The sequence below is a fragment of the Neorhizobium sp. R1-B genome (assembly GCF_004368875.1).
In the GTDB taxonomy this organism is placed as follows: Bacteria; Pseudomonadota; Alphaproteobacteria; order Rhizobiales; family Rhizobiaceae; genus Neorhizobium; species Neorhizobium huautlense.
Genome location: NZ_SOEM01000002.1, coordinates 303,659 through 324,402, shown reverse-complemented (window position 1 = coordinate 324,402; position 20,744 = coordinate 303,659). Strand labels below are relative to the sequence as shown.

At 55.8% G+C, this 20,744-nt stretch carries 17 protein-coding genes; 7 read left to right on the top strand and 10 right to left on the bottom strand.

Annotation, left to right across the window (positions count from 1 at the left end):
* Positions 1-30: 30 nt before the first annotated feature.
* The 6 genes from EDE05_RS04295 to cysD form a co-directional block, all read right to left on the bottom strand.
* Complete coding sequence (locus tag EDE05_RS04295) at positions 31-1,017, bottom strand: NAD(P)-dependent oxidoreductase (protein WP_134100340.1); 987 nt, start codon at positions 1,015-1,017, stop codon at positions 31-33.
* A 134-nt stretch (positions 1,018-1,151) separates the two neighbouring features.
* The gene (locus EDE05_RS04290; RefSeq protein WP_112802146.1) at positions 1,152-2,144 is read right to left on the bottom strand and encodes an ATP-grasp domain-containing protein; all 993 of its coding nucleotides are present in this window, start codon (positions 2,142-2,144) and stop codon (positions 1,152-1,154) included.
* Positions 2,141-2,881, bottom strand: coding sequence for a PHP domain-containing protein (locus tag EDE05_RS04285; protein ID WP_112802144.1), 741 nt, complete (start codon positions 2,879-2,881; stop codon positions 2,141-2,143). The genes EDE05_RS04290 and EDE05_RS04285 overlap by 4 nt, the downstream gene beginning before the upstream one ends.
* 83 nt (positions 2,882-2,964) lie before the next feature.
* The gene (gene cysQ, locus EDE05_RS04280; RefSeq protein ID WP_134100337.1) at positions 2,965-3,774 is read right to left on the bottom strand and encodes a 3'(2'),5'-bisphosphate nucleotidase CysQ; all 810 of its coding nucleotides are present in this window, start codon (positions 3,772-3,774) and stop codon (positions 2,965-2,967) included.
* A complete protein-coding gene (gene cysN / locus EDE05_RS04275; RefSeq protein ID WP_134100334.1) occupies positions 3,771-5,663 on the bottom strand; it encodes a sulfate adenylyltransferase subunit CysN in 1,893 nt (630 codons plus the stop codon). The genes cysQ and cysN overlap by 4 nt, the downstream gene beginning before the upstream one ends.
* Positions 5,663-6,562 carry a sulfate adenylyltransferase subunit CysD gene (cysD, locus tag EDE05_RS04270; RefSeq protein ID WP_134100331.1) on the bottom strand — a complete coding sequence of 300 codons (900 nt, stop codon included), beginning with the start codon at positions 6,560-6,562 and terminating at the stop codon, positions 5,663-5,665. The genes cysN and cysD overlap by 1 nt, the downstream gene beginning before the upstream one ends.
* A 361-nt stretch (positions 6,563-6,923) precedes the next feature.
* Between cysD and EDE05_RS26710 the strand changes: the two genes are divergently transcribed.
* Together EDE05_RS26710 and EDE05_RS04265 are read left to right on the top strand one after the other, a co-directional pair.
* Positions 6,924-7,094: a hypothetical protein gene (locus tag EDE05_RS26710; RefSeq protein ID WP_162715288.1), complete on the top strand. Its 171-nt coding sequence runs from the start codon at positions 6,924-6,926 to the stop codon at positions 7,092-7,094.
* Between the two features lie 51 nt (positions 7,095-7,145).
* On the top strand, positions 7,146-8,057 hold the full coding sequence (locus tag EDE05_RS04265; protein WP_134100328.1) for a methionyl-tRNA formyltransferase: 912 nt from the start codon (positions 7,146-7,148) through the stop codon (positions 8,055-8,057).
* Between the two features lie 105 nt (positions 8,058-8,162).
* Here the strand turns inward: EDE05_RS04265 and EDE05_RS04260 are convergent, their stop codons facing one another.
* The 4 genes from EDE05_RS04260 to EDE05_RS04245 form a co-directional block, all read right to left on the bottom strand.
* A complete protein-coding gene (locus EDE05_RS04260; RefSeq protein ID WP_112802270.1) occupies positions 8,163-9,341 on the bottom strand; it encodes a DegT/DnrJ/EryC1/StrS aminotransferase family protein in 1,179 nt (392 codons plus the stop codon).
* A gap of 80 nt (positions 9,342-9,421) precedes the next feature.
* Positions 9,422-10,108 (bottom strand): PIG-L deacetylase family protein, encoded by a 687-nt coding sequence (locus tag EDE05_RS04255; RefSeq protein WP_134100326.1) that lies wholly within the window; start codon positions 10,106-10,108, stop codon positions 9,422-9,424.
* A 113-nt stretch (positions 10,109-10,221) separates the two neighbouring features.
* Positions 10,222-10,893 carry a sugar transferase gene (locus tag EDE05_RS04250; RefSeq protein WP_112802268.1) on the bottom strand — a complete coding sequence of 224 codons (672 nt, stop codon included), beginning with the start codon at positions 10,891-10,893 and terminating at the stop codon, positions 10,222-10,224.
* 46 nt (positions 10,894-10,939) lie between these two features.
* Positions 10,940-12,190 (bottom strand): polysaccharide biosynthesis/export family protein, encoded by a 1,251-nt coding sequence (locus tag EDE05_RS04245; protein WP_245519864.1) that lies wholly within the window; start codon positions 12,188-12,190, stop codon positions 10,940-10,942.
* 748 nt (positions 12,191-12,938) lie between these two features.
* Here EDE05_RS04245 and EDE05_RS04240 point away from each other — a divergent pair.
* From EDE05_RS04240 to EDE05_RS04220, 5 genes are all read left to right on the top strand, one after another.
* The gene (locus EDE05_RS04240; RefSeq protein ID WP_134100323.1) at positions 12,939-15,137 is read left to right on the top strand and encodes a nucleoside-diphosphate sugar epimerase/dehydratase; all 2,199 of its coding nucleotides are present in this window, start codon (positions 12,939-12,941) and stop codon (positions 15,135-15,137) included.
* Positions 15,138-15,420: 283 nt separating this feature from the next.
* A complete protein-coding gene (locus EDE05_RS04235) occupies positions 15,421-16,569 on the top strand; it encodes a glycosyltransferase family 4 protein (RefSeq protein WP_245519869.1) in 1,149 nt (382 codons plus the stop codon).
* Between the two features lie 222 nt (positions 16,570-16,791).
* A complete protein-coding gene (locus EDE05_RS04230) occupies positions 16,792-17,871 on the top strand; it encodes a glycosyltransferase (protein ID WP_134100537.1) in 1,080 nt (359 codons plus the stop codon).
* A 186-nt stretch (positions 17,872-18,057) separates the two neighbouring features.
* Positions 18,058-19,296 carry a glycosyltransferase family 4 protein gene (locus EDE05_RS04225; protein ID WP_134100316.1) on the top strand — a complete coding sequence of 413 codons (1,239 nt, stop codon included), beginning with the start codon at positions 18,058-18,060 and terminating at the stop codon, positions 19,294-19,296.
* Positions 19,297-20,170: 874 nt separating this feature from the next.
* Complete coding sequence (locus tag EDE05_RS04220; protein WP_134100313.1) at positions 20,171-20,428, top strand: DUF982 domain-containing protein; 258 nt, start codon at positions 20,171-20,173, stop codon at positions 20,426-20,428.
* Positions 20,429-20,744: the final 316 nt, after the last annotated feature.

Sequence of the window (20,744 nt, the reverse complement as noted above, 5' to 3'; positions counted from 1 at the left end):
AGCTCAATCGCGTTAGACCACATGACCGGATCATTTCGCATCGCCTAGACCCCGCGCCAACCTTGGCGATAAGCCGAGCATGTCAACATGCTGGCCGATTTCAAAACAATCGGCAAAGCCAGTCTCCACTTTCCAAGCTTCGATCCCCTCACGGAAAGAACGCGGCCGATATCCCAGTTGCTCGGTTGCCTTGGTAATGTCCATCGCCGAAAATCCGATCATTGTCCCGTCCTTGCGTTCTCCTTCGACGCTGATAAGGCACGGGTCCGCGCCGAGCGCGCCGGCTATGATGCGAGCCGCCTCTAACGACCTGCACGCTTGGCCGCTGCCCGCATTAAACACCCCGGCACACTCTTGCTCTACGGCCGCCAAAGCCAACGCGATCACGTCGTCAACGTGGACGAGGTCGACGCGGTAATGTCCGCCGTCCTTAAGAATCACGGAGCGCCCGTTGCCGAGCGCACGGATAAACGTGAGGACCATGCCGGCACCATGCATTGCCGGCCCATAGACCGAGCCGAGACGCAGTAGCGTAACAGGCAGTGCGTTTGCGGCTCCAAAGGCAGACAAGCATATCTCCGCTGAAAGCTTACTCGCGAGATAATAACTGCCACGATGGATGGGAAAGGTCGGGCTGGTCTCAGACACGGGGGTAAGAGAGGGCGTGTAGACCTGACCCGATCCGAAGAATATCAACCGCCTTACGCCCTGTGCTAGGGCATCCATCGCGATCTGTAATGCCCCATTGGTATTGACGCTGAAGCATTTTGCAGCCTGGTTGGCGTCGTTGAAATCGGTGGGAATAAAGGCAGCGAGATTAAGAATGGCATCGGCTTTACCCACCGCCGGTAAGGGATCGCCACTCGCCCACTTTTCGACAGTTAGTAGAGGGCTTTGTCTCCGCGCCATCTGCTCCGGGTCCCGCGCCAGGGCCGTAACGCGGTGACCTTTCAAAAGCGCGTGGTCGATCAATCTGGAGGAGATGAAACCTGTCGCGCCGGTAACAACGAGCTGCATCGACGTCAGTCCCACATTGCCTGATAGCCCGAGAAAATCATGCCGGTTCGATAAAGCCGCAGGGACACCCCGATGACTCCGTGGTTTTTCAACACCTCAACCAAAGACAAATGCGCAGGTCCGGCAAACATACGTCATGCCTCTTCCTGCAGCGACTTTGATGGGGTGATCAACTGGGCGGGCGTCACGACTGTCTCCGACCAGTGCCGCAAGATCGTTACCTGTCTGATCTCTGGCTGCTCAATTGGTTCGTCAAAGAGGATATGCCGGATGCACATCTCCACCTCATTGAAACCCGCATGGAGCCTAATGGCCGTAGTCCCGGAAAAACGGGCATTGATCTCGAAAATACGTGGAACGCCGTCATCCAGGCGGAACTGGAAATTTGCCGGGCCATGTGCGCCCAGAGCATTGGCGGCCTGTATCATGGCGGCGTTCAGCTCGGGGAAACGTTCGGCAAAAGCCCTGTAGGTGTTGCCGTCCCGCAAGTCTCTTCGCATGACAATTGTCGCATGACATTTTCCACCGAAGGTGAGAGTCCCTGCGGTATATTCGGTCTGGTCTGAACCGACATATTTCTGGATGACCACATTAGATTGCGCTGCGATCGCGCGCTCCAATTGTTCCCGGCTATGTACAACGTTAACCCCGATTGATCTCGCGCCGACGCGGGGCTTAACGACAAGAGGATATCCAAATTGTTCGAGTAGCGCTTCCTCGCCGCCGGGCAGGCACGACGGAACATAACCCAACCCTTGCTCCCGAAGGAACTCGGAGGTCATCCATTTGTCGTTCGCGATCGATACAACACGTGGGGAACTGATGATCACCTTGGCGCCATAAGTTTGCTCAATCAGCTCTCGATTGGCTGCAATGATGGGGAGTTCCACGTCGGTCCCGGGAATGAGTACGTCAGGCCGTTCTACTTGCAAAAGTTCGAGCAGGCGGTTGAGATAGTCGGGATCTCTGGCCATCGGCAAGAGATGGGCTATATCGCCCCAATAAAGTCCGGCAGAAAGGGGGCTTGGGTCGCCCACGACAACCGTCGCATTCAAGCTCGAACGCTTTAATGCGCGGATGATCCCTTGCCCTAGGAGGGCGCCGGCGCCGGTGATAAACACCTTCATGACGTGCCTAGCCCCAGTGCCATTAGCTGGTCCCTGCAACGCGCGAGTTCGCTCACCTTATGGGCATCGGATCCAATCGAAACGAATGGATTGACCTCTTCGCACAAAGTTAAAAAAGCCGGCATATCCACGAGATAGGAGGAATTGATCTCGATGGCGATCTGCCTGTCGAGGGATGTGTTCATCAGGGCTCGAAAATACGCCTCCGGAAAATGGCCATGCCGCCTTAGGCTCATGCCCCCTGGATGCCCTAAAACGTCAATTGGGGCCTTGGCAATCATCCCCATCGACAGCCTGTACTCCATCTCAGAGGTCTCATCGGCGGAAAGGTGCTTGAAGTCGAGGTAGCCGCCCCGGCTGTCGGGCAAGCGATGAACAACTCCCAAGACTATGTCGCAAGCGTTGATCACTGTGTCCGATACGTCCAATCGACCGTCATAGTCCGTCGCCTTGGTCTCACAGCCGACATAAATTCTCATCCCTTCGAAACCTGGCGCTGCCGAAACAACTTCGTCTCTAAACTCTGAAAACCACGACGTCTCTTCCCGAACATGCTCCGTGAACGCCAGGGCGCCGAGATCGAGTTCCTTCGCTGCTCGTAAGATCTCCAGTACTGATGCCTGCCCATCGGTCCAGTTGGTGTGGACCTGGAATTCGACATTCAATTGCTCTCGAGTGAGATCACGAAACCTGCAAAAGGTAAGTTTATGGGTTTGTCTTCTGGCTTGCAGGTTCATTGCTCGGTCTGCCTTTTGTCTTTTGGGCGGTGAGGTTTGCCTGTTTGAACCCGCCGCAATCAAGCGAGCAGCAAAACGAGCGATCAGACTAGTGTAGCCGGAGCGGCTGCCATTCCGCCCCAAGCGACGAAGTGTGGATTGGCAAAGTCGCTGTCTTCGGTCTGCCCGGTCTTACCGTAGAGCAGTCGCGAGCCGTCGAGCCGCAAGACTGAGCCGCCGGCGCAGCTCAAGACGGCATCCCCGGCCGCCGTGTCCCACTCCATCGTTCGGCCAAAGCGCGGATAAACGTCCGCTTTGCCCTCAGCAAGCATGCAAAATTTCAGCGACGAGCCAACGGAGGCATATTCAGTAATCCGGTGCTCGATCAGGAACGCTTCAGTCGCGGAATTATCGTGCGAACGGCTGACGATCCCCGTAAGCCCTGCGCCAGGCTCTCTCACGCGTATCGCCTGCCTTTGCTCAATATCATGACCGTGACCGATGAAGAGCTTCTCCGATCTACCCCCGTCGGCCACATAGGCGCAGCGTTGCGCGGGCGCATAGACGATACCGGCGATTGGCACACCTCCCTCAATCAGTGCGATATTCACCGTAAAATCGTGGCGCCGGTTGATGAACTCCTTTGTCCCATCCAGAGGATCGACAAGGAAAAAGGAGCCGTTGCGGATGTCGGGAACGTGACCGGATGAAACAGCCTCTTCCGCAACAGCTGGAATAGTGGGAAACGCGGAGGCAAGACAGCCGAGAATGATTTCCTCAGCCCTTTCATCCGCCTCAGTGACGGGCGAATGGTCATCCTTGTAGGAGATATTGGGGCCGTGATCGTAGACTTCGAGGATAGCTGCGCCTGCCTCAAGTGCAATTCGTTCAAGCAGTTCACAAAGAGGTGTCATTTCTCCCCCAATCTCAAGTCAAGAAATTTGTCGATCTTGAGTGCGAGGGCGATCGGCTCGTTGCCGACTGTGTGAAGATGCAGTTCCGGATTGTTAGGGGCCTCATACGGCGAGGAGACACCAGTGAAGTTGGCAATCTTCCCCGCGAAAGCTTTCTCATACAATCCCTTCGGATCACGGCGCGCGCATTCCTCGATTGGAGTATCGACGAAGATCTCGAAAAATTCGCCCTCGTCCATCAGTTCGCGCGCCATCCGTCGCTCGTCGCGAAACGGTGATATGAAGGAAACGAGAACGATCAGACCGGCATCTGCCATAAGCTTCGCCACTTCTGCCACGCGCCGAATATTTTCAACCCGATCCTCCTCAGTGAAGCCGAGATCACGGTTGAGGCCATGGCGGACGTTATCGCCATCTAGAAGATAAGTATGTTTACCCCTTACATGCAAAACCCGCTCAAGTGCGTTGGCAATGGTTGACTTGCCGGAACCTGAGAGCCCTGTAAACCAGAGCACCGCGGGCCGCTGGTTCTTCATCGCACTGCGGGCATTTTTGCTGACATCGGTTGCCTGCCAATGGACATTGTCCGCCCGCCGTAGCGGGAAATCTATCATGCCGGCGCCGACGGTTGCGTTTGTCAACCGATCGACGAAGATGAAGTTGCCGGTCGCGCGGTTCTCGCTGTAGGCGTCAAAGGCGATGGGCGACTGGGTTGAGATGTTGCAGACACCGATCTCGTTCATTCGCAGGGATTTTGCAGCTTCGCGGATGAAGCTATTTATGTTCACGCGGTGCTTCAGCGCCGTTACCGTCGCACTAACGCTGTCGTTTTCGGTCCGCAGAATATAGCTTCGCCCAGGCTTCATGGAATTGCCGTCGAACCAAACGACGTTTGCTTGAAATTGGTCTGCCACGAATGGCCTAGCCGTCGGCGAAACAAGCATATCGCCTCTCGAGGCATCGACCTCATCGGAAAGAACCAGCGTGACGGCCTCGCCTTCCTCTGCCGAGGTGAGGTTTCCGTCCTGCGTCACGATCGATTTTACCGACGAACATTGCCCGGATTTTGCGACCAAAACGGCGTCGCCGACAGAAACCCGCCCCGAGGCAACCTGCCCCGCGTATCCGCGAAAATTCGCGTTGGGCCGCATCACCAACTGCACTGGGAAACGGAGCGGCTTGTCCAGTTCTAAAGGACCTAGTTCTACCGTCTCTAAGTAATCTAGTAGGGCTGGCCCGCGGTACCAAGGCGTGAATTCCGACAGCCGTATGACATTGTCGCCCAAGCTCGCCGACATAGGGATCGGCTGAATGCAGGTAAACCCCAGATCCTCAGCGAATACGTTGTAATCGGCGACGATGTCGTCAAAGACCTGCTGACGGAAATCGACCAAATCGATCTTGTTGATCGCGAGGACAATATTTCGAATGCCAAGCAATGACGCGATATAGGAATGGCGCCTGGTTTGCGGCAGGATACCCCGGCGGCTATCGATGAGAACGACAGCTAGATCGGCAGTCGAGGCACCCGTCACCATGTTTCGGGTATATTCCTCGTGGCCTGGGGTGTCGGCGACGACGAACTTGCGCTTCGCTGTAGCGAAGTAGCGATAGGCGACGTCGATTGTGATTCCCTGCTCTCGCTCCGCTTCAAGCCCGTCCAGTAGGAGGGCTAAATCTAGCTCTTTGCCGTTGGCAGTGCCTACTCGACCGAGGTTTGCAAGCTGGTCCTCAAAGATCAACTTCGCATCGTAGAGCAGCCGTCCGATAAGCGTCGACTTCCCGTCGTCTACGGAACCGCACGTAATGAATCTAAGGATCGATTTGTCGTCTTGCTCGGCCAGCCGAGCCTTGATCTCCTGCTGGCGTACAGTTTGAACATACGACATCAGAAGTATCCCTCACGCTTCTTTTTCTCCATGGCACCGGTCTCATCGGTGTCGATGAGGCGACTGTGCCGCTCGGAGGTGCGCACGCTCAGCATTTCGTGCAAGATGTCTGGAACCGTGGTCGCCTCGGACTCGATTGCGCCAGTTAGCGGGTAGCAACCGAGCGTGCGGAAGCGGATCATCTTCTTCGAAACGACCTCGTCCGGCTCAAGCGGCATCCGCTCATCATCGACCATGATAAGCATGCCATCGCGGCGAACGACGGGCCGGCGGGCCGCGAAATACAGCGGCACAATCGGAATGTTTTCAGCCAGAATGTACTGCCAGATGTCGTATTCGGTCCAATTGGAGAGCGGAAAGACCCGCATCGTCTCGCCCTTGCCGATGCGAGTATTATAGGTCTTCCACATTTCTGGGCGCTGGCGTTTGGGATCCCAACCATGCTGTGCGTTTCGAATGGAAAAGATGCGTTCCTTCGCACGCGCTTTTTCTTCGTCCCGCCGAGCTCCAGCGATCGCCGCGTCGAAACCATATTTTTCCAGCGCCTGCTTGAGCGCGATTGTCTTCATAATGTGGGTGTGAAGGTTTGAGCCGTGGGAAAAGGGGCCGATGCCTTGATCGATACCGTCTTGGTTGGTGTGAACAAGGAGGTTAAAGCCAAGCTCTCGTGCCATGCGGTCGCGGAACTCGATCATTTCACGGAACTTCCACGTGGTATCCACGTGGAGGAACGGGAAAGGTGGTTTACCGGGGTAGAACGCCTTCATGGCCAGGTGCAGCAGAACCGAGGAGTCTTTGCCGATCGAATAGAGCACCACAGGTTTTGAGAAAGTTGCGGCAACCTCGCGAACGACATGGATTGCTTCAGCTTCCAGCCGCCTCAAATGAGGAAGAGACATGTCATCATCCCTTTAATCTTGGACGAGAAGTTCTTGCCTGCAACGAAGCTTTGCAAAACGACTTACAAGCGTGGTCAAGTAATTAGGGGTCAGACAATGCTGCCATCTCGCGCAACCATTTGGCGCCATGAGGAGAGTATTTAGGGGGGAGACTTTCCGCAACCTAACAAAAAGAGCGATTTTTGCTGCCCCCCTCGTCCGAAAGGATGAAGGAGGCTCAGCCTTTGCCAGCCGACTAATGGGACACAGCAAACTCTCAATGGTAGGCTGAGGTGCCCGACCGTCAGATCGAGCCATTTAAGGTTGCTAAGATATTCGTGGTTGCTGACAATGGTTCCCCCACGATAGGTCTGCCGGATTCATGCAAAAGATGCAGCGGCTCTTTCACAGACACATCGACATCATGCAGACTGTCGTGCTGCGCTTTGCCTATTACGGCGGCTGCTCAATAGACACCGCTTCCCTTATGGTGTTTGATGAAGCAACTGCTTTGGCTGTCGATCAGGATCTCGCTCGTTCCTGGTTCCAATAAAGCAGTCTGAGATTTGGAAGCGACCCTTGCTGTTTGCGTTGGTGCCCGCTCATGCGTATTGCACTTGTTGGTGCGGTTGAAGCCTCCAATATTGCGTTGAAAGCGCTAATCGAAGCGGGGCACGCGCCTACGCTGGTTGTGACACTGCCCGAGGATGCATCGGCGCGACATTCCGACTTCGTTGACGTCGGCGAGCAAGCGCGTGCAGCGGAAAGCCTCATTCACTACACCACTGATATCAATGCGCCCGACACCATAGAGGCTCTGAAACTCACCTGTCCCGATTTAACCCTGGTGCTCGGTTGGTCGCAGGTGTGCCATAAACCGTTTCGAGATATTGCCCGCCATGGTACTGTCGGCTTCCATCCCGCTGCGCTTCCCCGCTTCCGTGGGCGGGCTGTCATTCCTTGGACAATCTTGCGTAGCGAGCGCGTCACCGGCTCCACATTATTCTGGCTCGATGACGGTGTGGATTCCGGGCCAATCCTGATCCAGAGACTTTTCCCGGTCTCCGCTGACGAGACAGCCCGCAGCCTCTACGACAAGCATGCGCTAAACCTTGCCGCGATGGTCGTCGAGGCCGTTGCCCTCTTTGAAACGGGGAGAGCGCCTCGGATAATGCAGGACGATCGCCAGGCTAGCTATTGCGCCAAGCGAACACCGGAGGATGGTCTCATTGACTGGAACGCGTCAGCCGAGGCGGTGCAGCGCCTGATCCGGGCGGTCGGCGACCCTTATCCTGGTGCTTACACCTGGTATAGGGATGACAAGATCCACATCTACCATGCAAGACGACTTGAAAATTCCGATCGATTCGTGGGTCTTGTCGGCCAAGTCCAGGCTCACACCGAGCGCGCCTTCATCGTCCTATGTGGAGGCAACGACTGCGTTGAAGTGTTGGAGTGGGCTTCGTCCTCGGGAAAGCGCCCCCCGGTCCATTGCAAGTTAGGGAGTATGCAGTAACTTCGGGGCAACGTCAGCGGGCGCCGGCGAGTGGCTCCAATTAGAGATTTGGGCTAAGGAGCGGCACAACGGCCAGGCTTGCAGGTGCCGTTCGAATGAGTTTCGTCAAGCACCCACCATCCTCCCGATGCTGGCGCTGGCACACACCTCTTGTAAGACATGCGCTGCCTTCTCCAACGCTGAGGATTCTTGCGAGGGGTCGACTAAAAAAGCAAGGCTGGTCTCGCCAAGCTCGCGCGCAACAGGCAGTCTTTCCGCAGGCGCCATTCCAATGGCGGTAAAAGCCTTCTCCAGATAGATTTCGGAGCAACTACCGCTGAAGCAAGGGACGCCGGCCGCGTTGATCTCGGCGATGATGCGATCTCTGCTCCAGTTCGGCTTGAGACGTTCCGGTCTAACGAAGGTGTAAAATCGATACCAGGCGTGGCGTATTCGCGTTGGCGGCCGCGGGGTGCGCAACACCTCGATTTCTTCCGTCGCTCTGGCAAGGATCGCGGCGTTATGCGCTCGCATCCTCCTGTACTGCGTCAGACGTTGCAACTGCCGAACGCCTAAAACCGCCTGGATCGAAGTCATCCGCCAATTGGTGCCGATCGTCTCGTGCAGCCAACGGAAACCCGGCGGGTGCGCTTTGTTATAGACGGCTTCGTAAGACTTGCCGTGGTCCTTCCGACTCCAGGCCCTCTTCCATAGTTCGTCGTCATTCGTTGCCACCAATCCGCCCTCACCTCCTGTGGTGATGATTTTGTCCTGGCAAAAGGAGAAGGCAGCTACATCGGCGAAACTACCCACCGGCCGACCGTCGATCTCGGCGCCATGGGCCTGTGCACAGTCTTCTATGACCCACAATCGCTTTTCCCGCGCTAGCGCCATGATGGCGGGCATATCGCATGGCCAACCGGCAAGATGCACGACGATGATCCCTCGGGTACGTGCGGTTAGCTTTGCGCGTATGGTTTCCACTGTTATATTCTGGCTCTCAGGATCGACGTCTGCAAAGACGGCCACGCCGCCTGCCATTGGAACACTCGAGGCAGAAGCAATGAAACTTCGAGGCGTTACGATCACCTCGTCACCGGCCTGAAGCCCAAGGGCGAACAATGCCAGGTCAAGTGCGACAGTGCCGTTTGCAACGGCAACGGCATGCTTAACGCCTAGAAACCGCTCGTATTCAGATTCAAAGTTACGCACGTGAGGCGCCGTCCAAGCATTCACCTCACCCGAACGAAGTACGGAAACGACGTCTTCGATCTGCTCTTCGTCATATACTGGCCACCGTCCCACTTTCGCCTCCTGCCTTTGGTGCCCCGAGCAGATTGGCAGCGTCAAGCGCTGGCATCTTCTCAAGTGCCAACTCCTCGGCGTCAGGCGATATGCCTGACCAACACAAATGCTTCCGCGGCCTCCAGCATTACGGTCGCTCCGCGAAGTGTCGCCAGCGCGCGCAAGGCGTGGAGCGACCGCTCGTGCGGCGGCTCGCGCAGCTGCGACGCGAAACTCTCCATCGCCTTTAGTTTGGTTTCGACGTCCTTCGAGATATCGACGAAGACGTTCGGAGCGAATGCGGGCGATAGGTATGGCGCATTCCAATTTGTCTCCGACAAGGTCTCGTAGGCCAGGATGAGTTTTGGAAACTCCAATTGGTGCGGCCGGCAGGCAACCAGCGCTGAATTGAAGGTCAGTTGATGGTCGAAATGCATATCGCCTATGAAGGGCAGAAGCACCGTTTGTGGGCACAAATGGCGAACGATTTCGGTCAAGGCTCCGTTGACGGTTGCATGTGGCGTTTCGGCAAGTTGCGCCGCCGGCAATCTCAGCCAATAGGTATCCTTAACGCCCAGCACGCGGTGCGCGTCGACCGCTTCGGCCTGCGTGCGAACGACGTCCGAAGAACTGAATGTCGGTGGCTTGCCTTCTGTCATGATGACGACAAAGACTTCTTGGCCTTCGCGCGCTAGCCTTGCGATCGTACCGCCAGCGCCAAGCACCTCGTCATCGGGATGCGGTGCTACGACGAGAGTTCGTCCGAAATTAATCTGCGAGCCAGTCATCAAAACCCTCAGCTATTTCTGCAATCGCATGCATCCAAGAACCAGGTTCTAAAGCCGCTCGCGATCAGCGTCGTCAGAACGTCGTGTCCGCAGTAGTATGGATCTATCGTTCCCTATTCGGCCGATGACATCCATCGATCTGACAGAAACTCCTTGGCAAGTCTCAGACGACCGACATGCACCCGCTCTCCTGCTAAGAGCATTTTGAGCGTCAGCAGGAGAATTTTGATATCAAGCCAGAGACTGGCATTGGCGACGTACCAGAGATCAAGTGCCACCTTGTCTTGGTCAGACAAACGCGTATTGCCGTTAACCTGCGCCCAGCCGGTTAGGCCAGGAGCGACTAAACTGCGTATGCGGCCAAGGTCACCGAACGCGGCGACCGTCGCGAAGGGAAGCGGGCGTGGTCCGACCAGCGACATGTCGCCGGAAAGCACCGAAAGCAACTGCGGCAGTTCATCCAAACGTAGTCGGCGCAAAAGGCGCGTTGCTCCGGTCTGCCGCATATTGTCGGGCAACAATAGACCATCTGGACCGCGCTGATCGGTCATCGTGCGAAACTTGCGAACCGTGAAAACCCTCATTCCCGCACCAACTCGGGCCTGATGGAAAAACAGGGGGAGCCCTAAACTCGTCCAAACAACGAGGGCCGTTACGGCCATTAGCGGCAGGCATAGGACGAAAAGGATGCCGGCTAACAGGCATTCAAGCCGCCGCTTGAAACTGTGAGGTCCCGAGGCGGCAGGAAAATCAAAAGCGGCGGCATGCTCTCGACGAGATTTCAACGCAATGCCCCTCGGCGTAAGTACAACCATTTTCCCGTGACGATGATCACGTTCCGGCAATAGCCACCAAAAGCACATCGCCAGGCAGCAGTTCCGTCAGAGGCGAGGCCTTAATGCTGGTATGGGAGCCGTCTAAAATCTTTCGCCGGACCTCGTAGGTATAGGAGACTTCGTTTTCCTTGGCTTCTTCGTCAGCCTCTACTGCAGCGAGCAACAAGATTTGCTCTTCAGCTGCGCGCTTTTGCGAGATCAGCTTCTGAATGGCGATCTCACGAGCTTGGAGCTGCGTTAGGATGTCCTTTTCCCGATCGGCCGCGAGCTTTGCCAACTGCAGCTTCAACGCACTGACCTCTTGGCGCGACCGCTCTAGGGAGGCGAGGATTTCAAGAAGATGGGCCTTCTCAGTTGATTCGGTATTCTCTGCGCGAGAAAGGTCGCTTTCCGTTGTTAGACCGCGCTTGCGAAGATCGGCGACGCGCCGCAAATCATCCTCGCTGTTCTTGATCACTTGCCTTTGTTGCAGAACAAGTTCATCCAATAGCTTGATGCCATTTTCGGAATGCATGATCCCCTCGGCCAGAATCTGGGATTGAGACGTCCTTGCGGTCAGATCCGCCTTAAGGATCTTCTCCTCCACCTCCACCAAGCCCTCCAGTGGTGCTCCGTCCACATAGGCGCGCGCGATCTTCGGCACGGCACTTAGATCGACTTTGTCACTGGACTTTAACTGCGCCACCAGTCTGGCGGCATAAATGGCCTCGTGGACGATCTCGGCGGTCGCCGATTCGATGTCTCCACGCAAACGGGCCCGCAGGATAATCCGGTCTGAGGCGTTTGCTGCAACCACCTGCGTCCCACCGGCAAGGCCAATCGCCTGATCAACGGTCAGGTCGGAAAAGAATGCGAACGAACCCGGGTTCTTCACCTCGCCAAGAACAAAAACCGGTCGAAACGTCGCAACCTCCAGCGACACCTTCGGGTCGACGAGGAGATCGCGGGTTCGGTATTCGCCCTTGAGTTTCGCCAGCGCCTCGGGAATTGTAAGACCCATGACAGTTACCGCACCGATAAGCGGAAATGAGGCCTCGCCGTTGCGGGCGACCGTTGCAGTCACAGGCAGTTCAGTGTCATCGAGGAAGTCGAAGGTAAGCGCATCGCCCGCGCTTAGCCGGTAGTCTGCCGCGATCGAAAGCGACACGGGGCCGCCAGCAGAATACGCAATTCCAAGGCAGGCCACAAGGAGCGGACGTACGGCTTGGCGCATCCTGAAGGTCATCCAGGTGAAGGCCTGTGACACATTCATCTCAGCAGCACTCCATCAGAGTCGACAGGGATGTCTTAGAAAATTGTATTACGCCCCGTGCGATCTCGTCAAAGGAATTTCAAGTACATCCTGGAGATCGGCAACGCGGCGCAGAGCCCGCATCCCAATCCCTAGGCGAACGCCCGCCTTGATTAATCCAGAACACCTAAGTGAAAATCTACATGAATTTTCCTTCTTTCGAACCTATTTATGAACTATTCCGAAATACGAACAATTATTATCTGTATTCTTTGCATAAATAATTTGAACATTTACGTACAAAATCAATTTAAGTCCGAACCTATATCTATCTGGGTCGAAATTATTCATGACAACTCTACAGATAATTACTATAAGTTCATCTTGTCGACGCGAAATTGCCGGTAGACCCGAAGCACCATCCATAAAGCACCTACACCTTAAGGAGTAGGTTAGGGCAATATAGCAACCCCCTTACGTACTTTGAATTAGATTAATGTGACTATGGCTGTCGGACGGATGGGCGGTTTACAACCAACCCGTTCGATGCTTTTACTATGACCCCAAGATTAAGCCGAGTTCGTCGCCATCTAAACCATGGTGAACGCGATGTTTCTTGACGTTATGACGTCGCGCGTGTCGGGGTCGCATCCACGATAACAATGTCGGAAGCACTTTGAGTTCTCCCCCCATGAGCTTTGCGGGGAGTGTGCTGCCGTTTTTTGTGGGTGCGGCGGGCTTATCGACGTTAGGAGGGGCACTAATGCCGCGCATCCACGCCGCCGCGAAGGCAGTTCGTGATCAATTCCTAGGGCTACAGTCGATTATATCAGAAGGCAAACGCACGCGAGCAACTGGCGACGCTCTCGTAGCAATGCGCGATGCCGCCCTCGATATCGGCATATGTCGTCTACAGACAGCCATTCGCCGGGTGCGCAAATATTGCGCATTGTATATCGCTGACCTCGGGTCTGCCAGCCTTGCACTGGCCACCGCCCTGCTGCTTCGTTACGGCCCAGCAGAACTGAATGCTCGGCCAGAACTGATCTCGATTCTCCTATGGTCCGGAGCACAATATCTCTTCGTCTGCGCGCTCGTTTTTCCCTTGTGTGGCCTTTACAGTCGCAACTGGCGGTATGGCTCTGTTTCCGACCTCTTCACTATTTTGCGTGCGGTGCTGCTAACATCCATGCTGCTGGTTTCGCTACTGTTTTTCTCTACTCGCTTGAGCGACATGCCGCGCACAGTCGTTCCAATGCAGTCCCTCCTGCTGATCGCGTTCTTGTCCGCTGCCCGACTGAGTTTTCGCGCGGGTGAGTTTTCGCTGGCCCGCCCTGGTTTCAAGACTCGACGCAGTAATGCGGTGATCGGGGATCACCATATACCGCTGCTGCTGGTTGGAGCCGGTGACGCTGCCGACCTCTATCTGCGCGCGCTCTGCCGCGATCCCAATTCCACTTATTTGCCAGTTGCCTGTATCGACAAGAACGAGGATCAGATCGGTACGAGCTTGCGTGGCGTGCCGGTCGCAGGTCGCATCGAAGATTTCGAGCGGGTGGTGGCGGAGCTGCAGCGAGCAAACAAGCAGCCGCGTCATGTTGTTTTCACGGAGGCGCCAGCAGCCTTTGGCGAAGCCGCCTCGGATAACCTTCTGCGTTCGGCCGAACGGCTCGGGATTGCCGTCTCGCGCTTGTCGCAGATAACGGAGTTCCAGCGCGCCGAAGGACACAACCCGTACGAGTTGCACTCCATCGAACTCACTGATCTCTTGGAACGACCACAGGCAACGCTCGATCGCGAGGCGATTGAACGGCTCGTGCGCGGACGGCGAGTCCTTATTACAGGCGCCGGCGGCTCCATTGGCAGTGAGCTAACGTTACAGGTGGCTCGGTGCCGCCCGGCAGAACTCGTGCTCGTCGACAATACCGAATACAACCTCTACGAGATCGATATGACACTTTCGGAGCAGGCACCGGAAGTGCCCCGGCGGAGCTATCTCTGCAGCATTCGGCGTAGCCAGAGGGTTGAGCAAGTTTTCAAGCGGCATCGACCCGAACTGGTCTTTCACGCCGCGGCTCTCAAACACGTCCCCATGGTGCAAATGAATTCGTGTGAGGGAATTCTCACCAACGTCATCGGCACGATGAATGTCGCCAATGCGTCGAAGAAATATGGCGCACTCGCCATGGTTCAGATATCAACCGACAAGGTCGTGAACTCGACAAGCGTTATGGGCGCAACCAAACGCCTGGCCGAGCTTTACTGCCAAGCTCTGGACCTCGACGGCCTCAAGGCTGAAGGGGGGACCCGATTCATGACCGTACGGTTTGGAAACGTGCTTGGCTCGAGTGGTTCGCTCATTCCGCTCTTCAAACGTCAACTGACGAAAGGTGGCCCGCTCACCGTAACGGACCCCGGCATGACACGGTTTTTCATGACGATCCGCGAGGCGGTCGAACTGACGTTGCAGGCTTCCGCCTACGGCTTCGAAAAGCAGCTCGGCCAAGGTGAGATCTTCGTTCTCGACATGGGAGAGCCGATCAAGGTCATCGATATAGCAAAGCGTATGATCCGGCTGGCGGGTTTTTCCCCAGACAAGGACATCAAGATCAAGATCGTCGGCTGCCGTCCTGGGGAAAAGCTCTTTGAGGAGCTTTTCGACGAGACTGACAAACGCATAGACTCGCCCGTTCCAGGCGTTCTGGGAGCGGTACCGGCGCCTGTACCGTTGCCGACGCTGAAGAATGCTTTCATGCGGCTGCAGCATTACGCGGAGAGAGGTAACGAACCGGCAGTGGTTTCTGTCATGCGCGAACTGCTCCCGCGTTACGAGCATGAGGCCACGACAAAGTACAGGCCATCGAACGAAAGCAAACTAGTGGGCCCCTCACGGAAGAGCAGGCCAAAAGTCCCTGGTTCCGGGAATATCCAGCAGTCAAATGCGCAGAAAACTGCCTATTAAGGATGTCTATGGGTAACGATAAGCGAGAGCGAGGCAAGCAAACTAAATGCGAGGTGCCGCTTGCAGGTCGCTCTCAGGAAAAGTTTTTTGCAATCCCCAGCAGATCCAGTTCATCCGCTGGCCGTTTAGCATCGCGTGTCGGTCCCTTTCCGTTCGGCGCAGACGGCGCCAAGTTTTGGCGGGAGATTTTGTCTTGAGTCCAAAGCTCTCTTTGAAGCTCGTCACCGCTGACCACCTTGTCCTCCTACCCCCTGCGCGACTAGGGGAAGAACCGGATTACGAAATACAATCAGAGCAACGCAAGCGAGTGATTGCAGTCATAGCAAGCCTGACCGTCTCATTGACAATTTTCCGACTAGAATTGCTCAAACGAATGGTACGGGCTGGCCATAAGGTTTTCGCCTTCGCTCCCGACAACGATGTGCGGGTTGAACGCCAACTGGCTGCGATCGGTGTCGATTTCGTTCGCATACCGATGGCGCGCACCGGCCTCAATCCGTTTCAAGATTTGGCCACTTTGTGGGCGCTGCGACGGCATCTACGGCAACTGAAGCCAGACATGGTGCTGCCTTACACCATGAAACCGATCATCTATGCCGGGATCGCAGCCAGGACATTAGCGGTCAAGGAACGCTGTTTCCTTGTCACTGGACTTGGACACGTGTTTTCCGACCAAACTACACCGGTAATGAGATCCAAGGTCATTCGCCAACTCTGTGTTGTCCTCTATCGGATTGCGTTTCGAGGTGCCAAGGTCGTCTTCGCCTATAACGAAGCTGATGCCGATGACCTGCGACGGTACCGGATGCTGGAGGACAATTCCAAGATCGTATTAGTCTCTGGTTCCGGCGTTGACCTTGAGCACTTCGAGCTTTCAAGGCCACCTCAGCGAGGCCCAGTTTTCCTTATGATTGCGCGTCTTTTGCGTGACAAAGGAGTAGCAGAGTTCGTAGACGCTGCGCGGCGGTTGCAGCGTGAATTTCCTCAGGCACGGTTTCAGCTCCTGGGACATTTCGATTGCAATCCGACGTCCATTTCGCACGATCAGATCAACAGCTGGGTGAACGAAGGCGTCCTCGAATACCTAGGACACACTGACGATGTCCGCCCCTATCTTGCAGCGTGCACTGTCTTTGTCTTGCCCTCCTACTATCGCGAGGGCATCCCCCGAAGCATCCTAGAGGCGCTGGCGACCGGGCGGCCCATCATCACAACCGACCTGCCGGGTTGCCGTGAAACCGTGCAGCCTGGAGTGAATGGATTCCTGGTCGAGCCTCGCGATGCTGAGAGCCTTGCCGATGCAATGGCCGCTTTTGCTCGCCAACCAGAATTGGCTGTGACGATGGGACAGCGTTCGCGTGAGTTAGCAGAAGCAAGGTTCGATGTGCACGAGATCAATCGGGTCCTATTTGCTTGGATGCAGCTTGAATGACTGGCCTCCCTACGGCTCCTCCGCTTTACGTTGGCGGCCACAGAATATGCACCCGTCCATGCTCTGCGATCGTCACCTCCAATGGGACGTTGCTCGATATCCGGTTAAGCCTTCCGTCTGAGGATAGAACCGATGGCCGTTGATATGAAATTGAGCCCCTCCCAGAGCAATCTGGCCGGCAAAGCCAAACCGTCAAGCCGCCATGCTCCACTTAGGACGATTATGCATATCATCACCAACTTTACCGCGAGCGCCGGGGCCGAGACAATGTTGGCTCGCCTTCTCAGAGAATCGCGCACCGAGCGCATTATCGTTGTCTCTTTGCTGGATATTTCGGAGCGGAACCGAAATCTCGCCGATAACCCCAACGTATTCTACTTTCCGCTCAAGGCGGGTGGCGCTGCAACTTTTCCGATGGCGATACTGCGCTTGGCCCAGCTCATTCGCGAGCATCAGCCTGATCTAATCCTATGCTGGATGTACCACGCGATGGTCGCTGGAACTATCGGAGTTCGCGTTGCGCGCAAGCGTACTCCTATTTTCTGGAATGTCCGCCAATCATTGGACGACCCCGCGTCGCTCTCGCGAAGTTCACGCGCGGCTATCACGATGGGAAAGTGGCTATCGGGGACTGCCTCTGGCGTTATCTACAACAGCTATCGCGCTCGCGAATTGCACGAGGTTTACGGCTATAGCAGGCGCAACGCGGTGGTCATCCCGAACGGGGTTGACTTACCCCCCTTGGTTCAGTCGAAGCCTAGAGAGTTGCTGCGCATCGGCATCGCCGGCCGATTTCATCCGCAAAAGGACCATGCCACGTTTTTTCACGCAGCTGCATCCGTCCTGAGAACGCACCCCAACGTCAAATTTTATGCCGCCGGCCACGGTCTAACTCTCGACAACCCAGCCGTTAGAAGCCTCATCGCTGAGGCAGAGCTCCCGCTAAACTCCATCGAATTTTGGGGTGAAGTCTCGGACATGTCGAGGTTCTATGATAGCATTGACCTCTTCGTACTTTCGTCAAGGACAGAAGGGTTTCCAAACGTCATCGCGGAGGCCATGAGTCACTCAAAGCCCGTTGTTACCACCAATGTGGGAGACGCAGCGGCTTTAGTTGGAAGAGCCGGGGTAGCAGTTCCCTCTCGACGTCCAGAGGCTCTGGCATCGGCTATTCGTGCGATGATTGACTTGTCTCCCGACGAATATGCACGCTTGGCTCGCCGTGCACGCAGACGGATTGAAGTTGAATACACGCTGGCAGCAGTTGCGCAGAAATACGACGAGTTTTTGCACCCAACTTGATGACGTCTCCCTTATCGGTCCCCCAGACCCCGATAAAAAAGGCACAGTGATGATAGGATCAACGTCAGCGTTTCGTTTCGGTGAAAGCAGCTCCGCCTGGACAATGGTACCCGCGCTTATCTGCATGAGAACCAGTCTAACTACGAAATCAAAATATCCTGTCAGGTAGATTGGGGATAAATTTCCGTGCTCCTCGCCGAAAAAACCATGGAACAACACGGTCCGCTCCCGCGCAAAATTACTATCGCTTTTCCGTTCGTGGGCGACAAGTTAGGGGGAAGCCATATTTCCGCGGCCGGCCTCATTGCGGGCCTCGACAGGACAAGGTTTGACCCGCTAATCGTTATCCACAGAAGCGGCTTGGTCCTTGAGAGATACATGCACGAGCGTGGACTTCCGGTCACCCTGGCCCCGGAGGTCGATATCTTATCTCCGACGAAAGATCGAGGACTAAAAGGCGGCATTGCGAGGGCTCGTTCGCTCATGCGGAACACCGCTCGTCTAGTTCCATTTCTGCGGGCCAACGCAGTCGACATCGTACACACGAACGACAGCGAGATGCACGCGACCTGGGCTCTGGCGGCACGTCTGTCTGGCGGCAAGCTCCTGTGGCACCACCGGGCAGATCCGCTAGCGCAAGGCGTCAACACTCTAGCGCCCCTCTTGGCAAATCACATCGTGGGGGTGTCAAGGTTTGTTCAACCGGCGAGACCCCTTTTGCCGATTGGCCACAAGTTCACGGTGCTCCATAGTCCGTTCGACCATCCCAGCTCATTGCCCGACCGCGAGGCCTGCCGTAGAGCATTTGTCGACGAATTGCGCCTCCCCCTCAATACACGTTTCGTCGGGTATGTCGGCGGATTGGTCGCACGCAAGCAACCGGTGGCATTCGTTGAGGCGGTACACGCGTTCCTTCAAAGCTATCCCGACTTCGCTCTTGCCGGCCTGATCTTTGGCACGTCTCCTCCCAACAGGCCGGATCTTGGCGAAGATGTTAAACGGCGCGCAAAGGCGCTCGGGATATCGGATCGGATTCATCTGATGGGCTTTCGAACGCCGGTGGCTCCTTGTATGGGTGCCCTGGAAGCTCTCCTGGTTCCCGCTTTGAACGAACCATTTGGGCGCACGCTGATCGAAGCCATGCTGCTCGGGACGCCTGTTATTGCGACTAATCATGGAGGAAATCCGGAGGCCATTGAAGATGGAATCACGGGTTACCTAGTAGAGCCAGGAAAGCCGGACGCATTCGTCGCGCCACTGACATGGCTTCTCACCGATCGGCAGCAATGGCACCATATTAGCAGCACGGCGCGAACTCAGGCGCTGATCAAATACGGGGATAAAGCGCATATCGATGGGATTAGTAAGCTATACGAACGCCTCGTCGCCCATAGAACCCAGTCGGAATGCAGTCAAAGCAGATGATCATCATTTTAGCGTCCGTCTTTCGTGCTGGGCCGTGGCGATATGGGGGCGCGATCGCAACGAAGAAGAGCCGCGCTTACCGCATCTGGCTAGCCGAGAAAGAAAGGTGAGCTGGGGCAAGGAAACGGCTGTTACCGTTTTTTCGCTCTGACAGTCAGGACCGCCTACGTCCGTATCGTCCGAAGCGACAGCGAAATTTCTCGAAGGGCATAACCTACGCCTTTCGGATGAAGTCTGAAACAAGTCGGGAAATGGTCAGTTCTGTTAGGTCACGGCGGCGGACGCCCCCTTCCCTCCATCATTTTCTGTGTCCGTCTCCGTGGCGATCGACAGAGACGATGCGGAGTGCAGGGTCATACCTGCTTGCGAAAGCGCGGTGTCCCCCCCGCCGCGACCCTGCGCTCCACCACTTCCAAGCCGTCGCTTTCGCGCGGCGGCGCAAACCGCTTGGAACTGTGGAATTGACCTGACAATATAGGTTAGATCGGGACGCCCCTGACGCCATAGCAATCCTAGTATTGCCACCGACTGGCAGACTTTGCGGGTCTAATTATTTGGTACCTATCCAAACATAGCCCTCATTCGTCGATATGCCTATCATTTGATTGATGCCGATCTCAGTTTATCATTCGGATGGTTAATTGCCTCTGCGATCTGATAGCAGTATACTTACGGTCTGGTGGGCGACTTCGAAAATAGACCTAGGGATAAACACAGATCAGACGCCGTTTCGTCTCTGTTTTGACCTGCGCAGGCCGCATTGTCCTATGGCGAGTTCATGTAAAATACTACGACGATCTAATTTTTTGCGCAAGCCGGCAGAACTGTTCGTTTCCGTCGCGCTCCTTGTGTGAAATACGATGGAGGAGGAAAAATGACTGTTCAACAAAATTATGAAGTCGGCCTTTGGCAAGTCCCAGTCTATGTCAGGATTGGCTACGGTGCCTCCGAAAGCGTTCACGGTCCGAACGAGGCACTAACCTATCTCGAGGATCGATGGCCGGCCGAACGCGGGCCCCACTACGATCGGGCTCACCAGACCTGCCAGCTGGCGACCATAAGAAGGAGACCGGGTGAGCTGGCGAGAGAGGCCTTCATTGCCGCCGCAATCGAAGCGAGAATCATCGCCTAATTGTTGCTTCGTGCTCCATCCCTCGCAGCACTGCTTTATCAGCACCCATTTGTTAGTCAGCCCAACCGCGTTCGCCACAAGGTTACCAACGTCGCGTTGACGTTGATGGCTCGCGATATGGTTTATAGATCCTCAGCTCTCGCCTCACCAAGCGGTTGATTGGAGGTCTCTGACCGAATTTCAGCGGAGTTTACGGGGGATAAATGAACGGCGGCCGGGTGGTGAAACTCGTCGGTACCGTTGGGTCTGACAGGCTTGCCTGAGGCCGGGGTCCTTATTTTGTCAGCCCATCCAAACGGCCAGTTTGATCGTGCAT

Bases quoted from the DNA above. Each gene is read 5' to 3' on its own strand.
- EDE05_RS04295 (WP_134100340.1), bottom strand. From the start codon at position 1,017: ATGCAGCTCGTTGTTACCGGCGCGACAGGTTTCATCTCCTCCAGATTG.
- EDE05_RS04290 (WP_112802146.1), bottom strand. From the start codon at position 2,144: ATGAAGGTGTTTATCACCGGCGCCGGCGCCCTCCTAGGGCAAGGGATC.
- EDE05_RS04285 (WP_112802144.1), bottom strand. From the start codon at position 2,881: ATGAACCTGCAAGCCAGAAGACAAACCCATAAACTTACCTTTTGCAGG.
- cysQ (WP_134100337.1), bottom strand. From the start codon at position 3,774: ATGACACCTCTTTGTGAACTGCTTGAACGAATTGCACTTGAGGCAGGC.
- cysN (WP_134100334.1), bottom strand. From the start codon at position 5,663: ATGTCGTATGTTCAAACTGTACGCCAGCAGGAGATCAAGGCTCGGCTG.
- cysD (WP_134100331.1), bottom strand. From the start codon at position 6,562: ATGTCTCTTCCTCATTTGAGGCGGCTGGAAGCTGAAGCAATCCATGTC.
- EDE05_RS26710 (WP_162715288.1), top strand. From the start codon at position 6,924: ATGCAAAAGATGCAGCGGCTCTTTCACAGACACATCGACATCATGCAG.
- EDE05_RS04265 (WP_134100328.1), top strand. From the start codon at position 7,146: ATGCGTATTGCACTTGTTGGTGCGGTTGAAGCCTCCAATATTGCGTTG.
- EDE05_RS04255 (WP_134100326.1), bottom strand. From the start codon at position 10,108: ATGACTGGCTCGCAGATTAATTTCGGACGAACTCTCGTCGTAGCACCG.
- EDE05_RS04240 (WP_134100323.1), top strand. From the start codon at position 12,939: ATGCCGCGCATCCACGCCGCCGCGAAGGCAGTTCGTGATCAATTCCTA.
- EDE05_RS04230 (WP_134100537.1), top strand. From the start codon at position 16,792: ATGCATATCATCACCAACTTTACCGCGAGCGCCGGGGCCGAGACAATG.
- EDE05_RS04220 (WP_134100313.1), top strand. From the start codon at position 20,171: ATGACTGTTCAACAAAATTATGAAGTCGGCCTTTGGCAAGTCCCAGTC.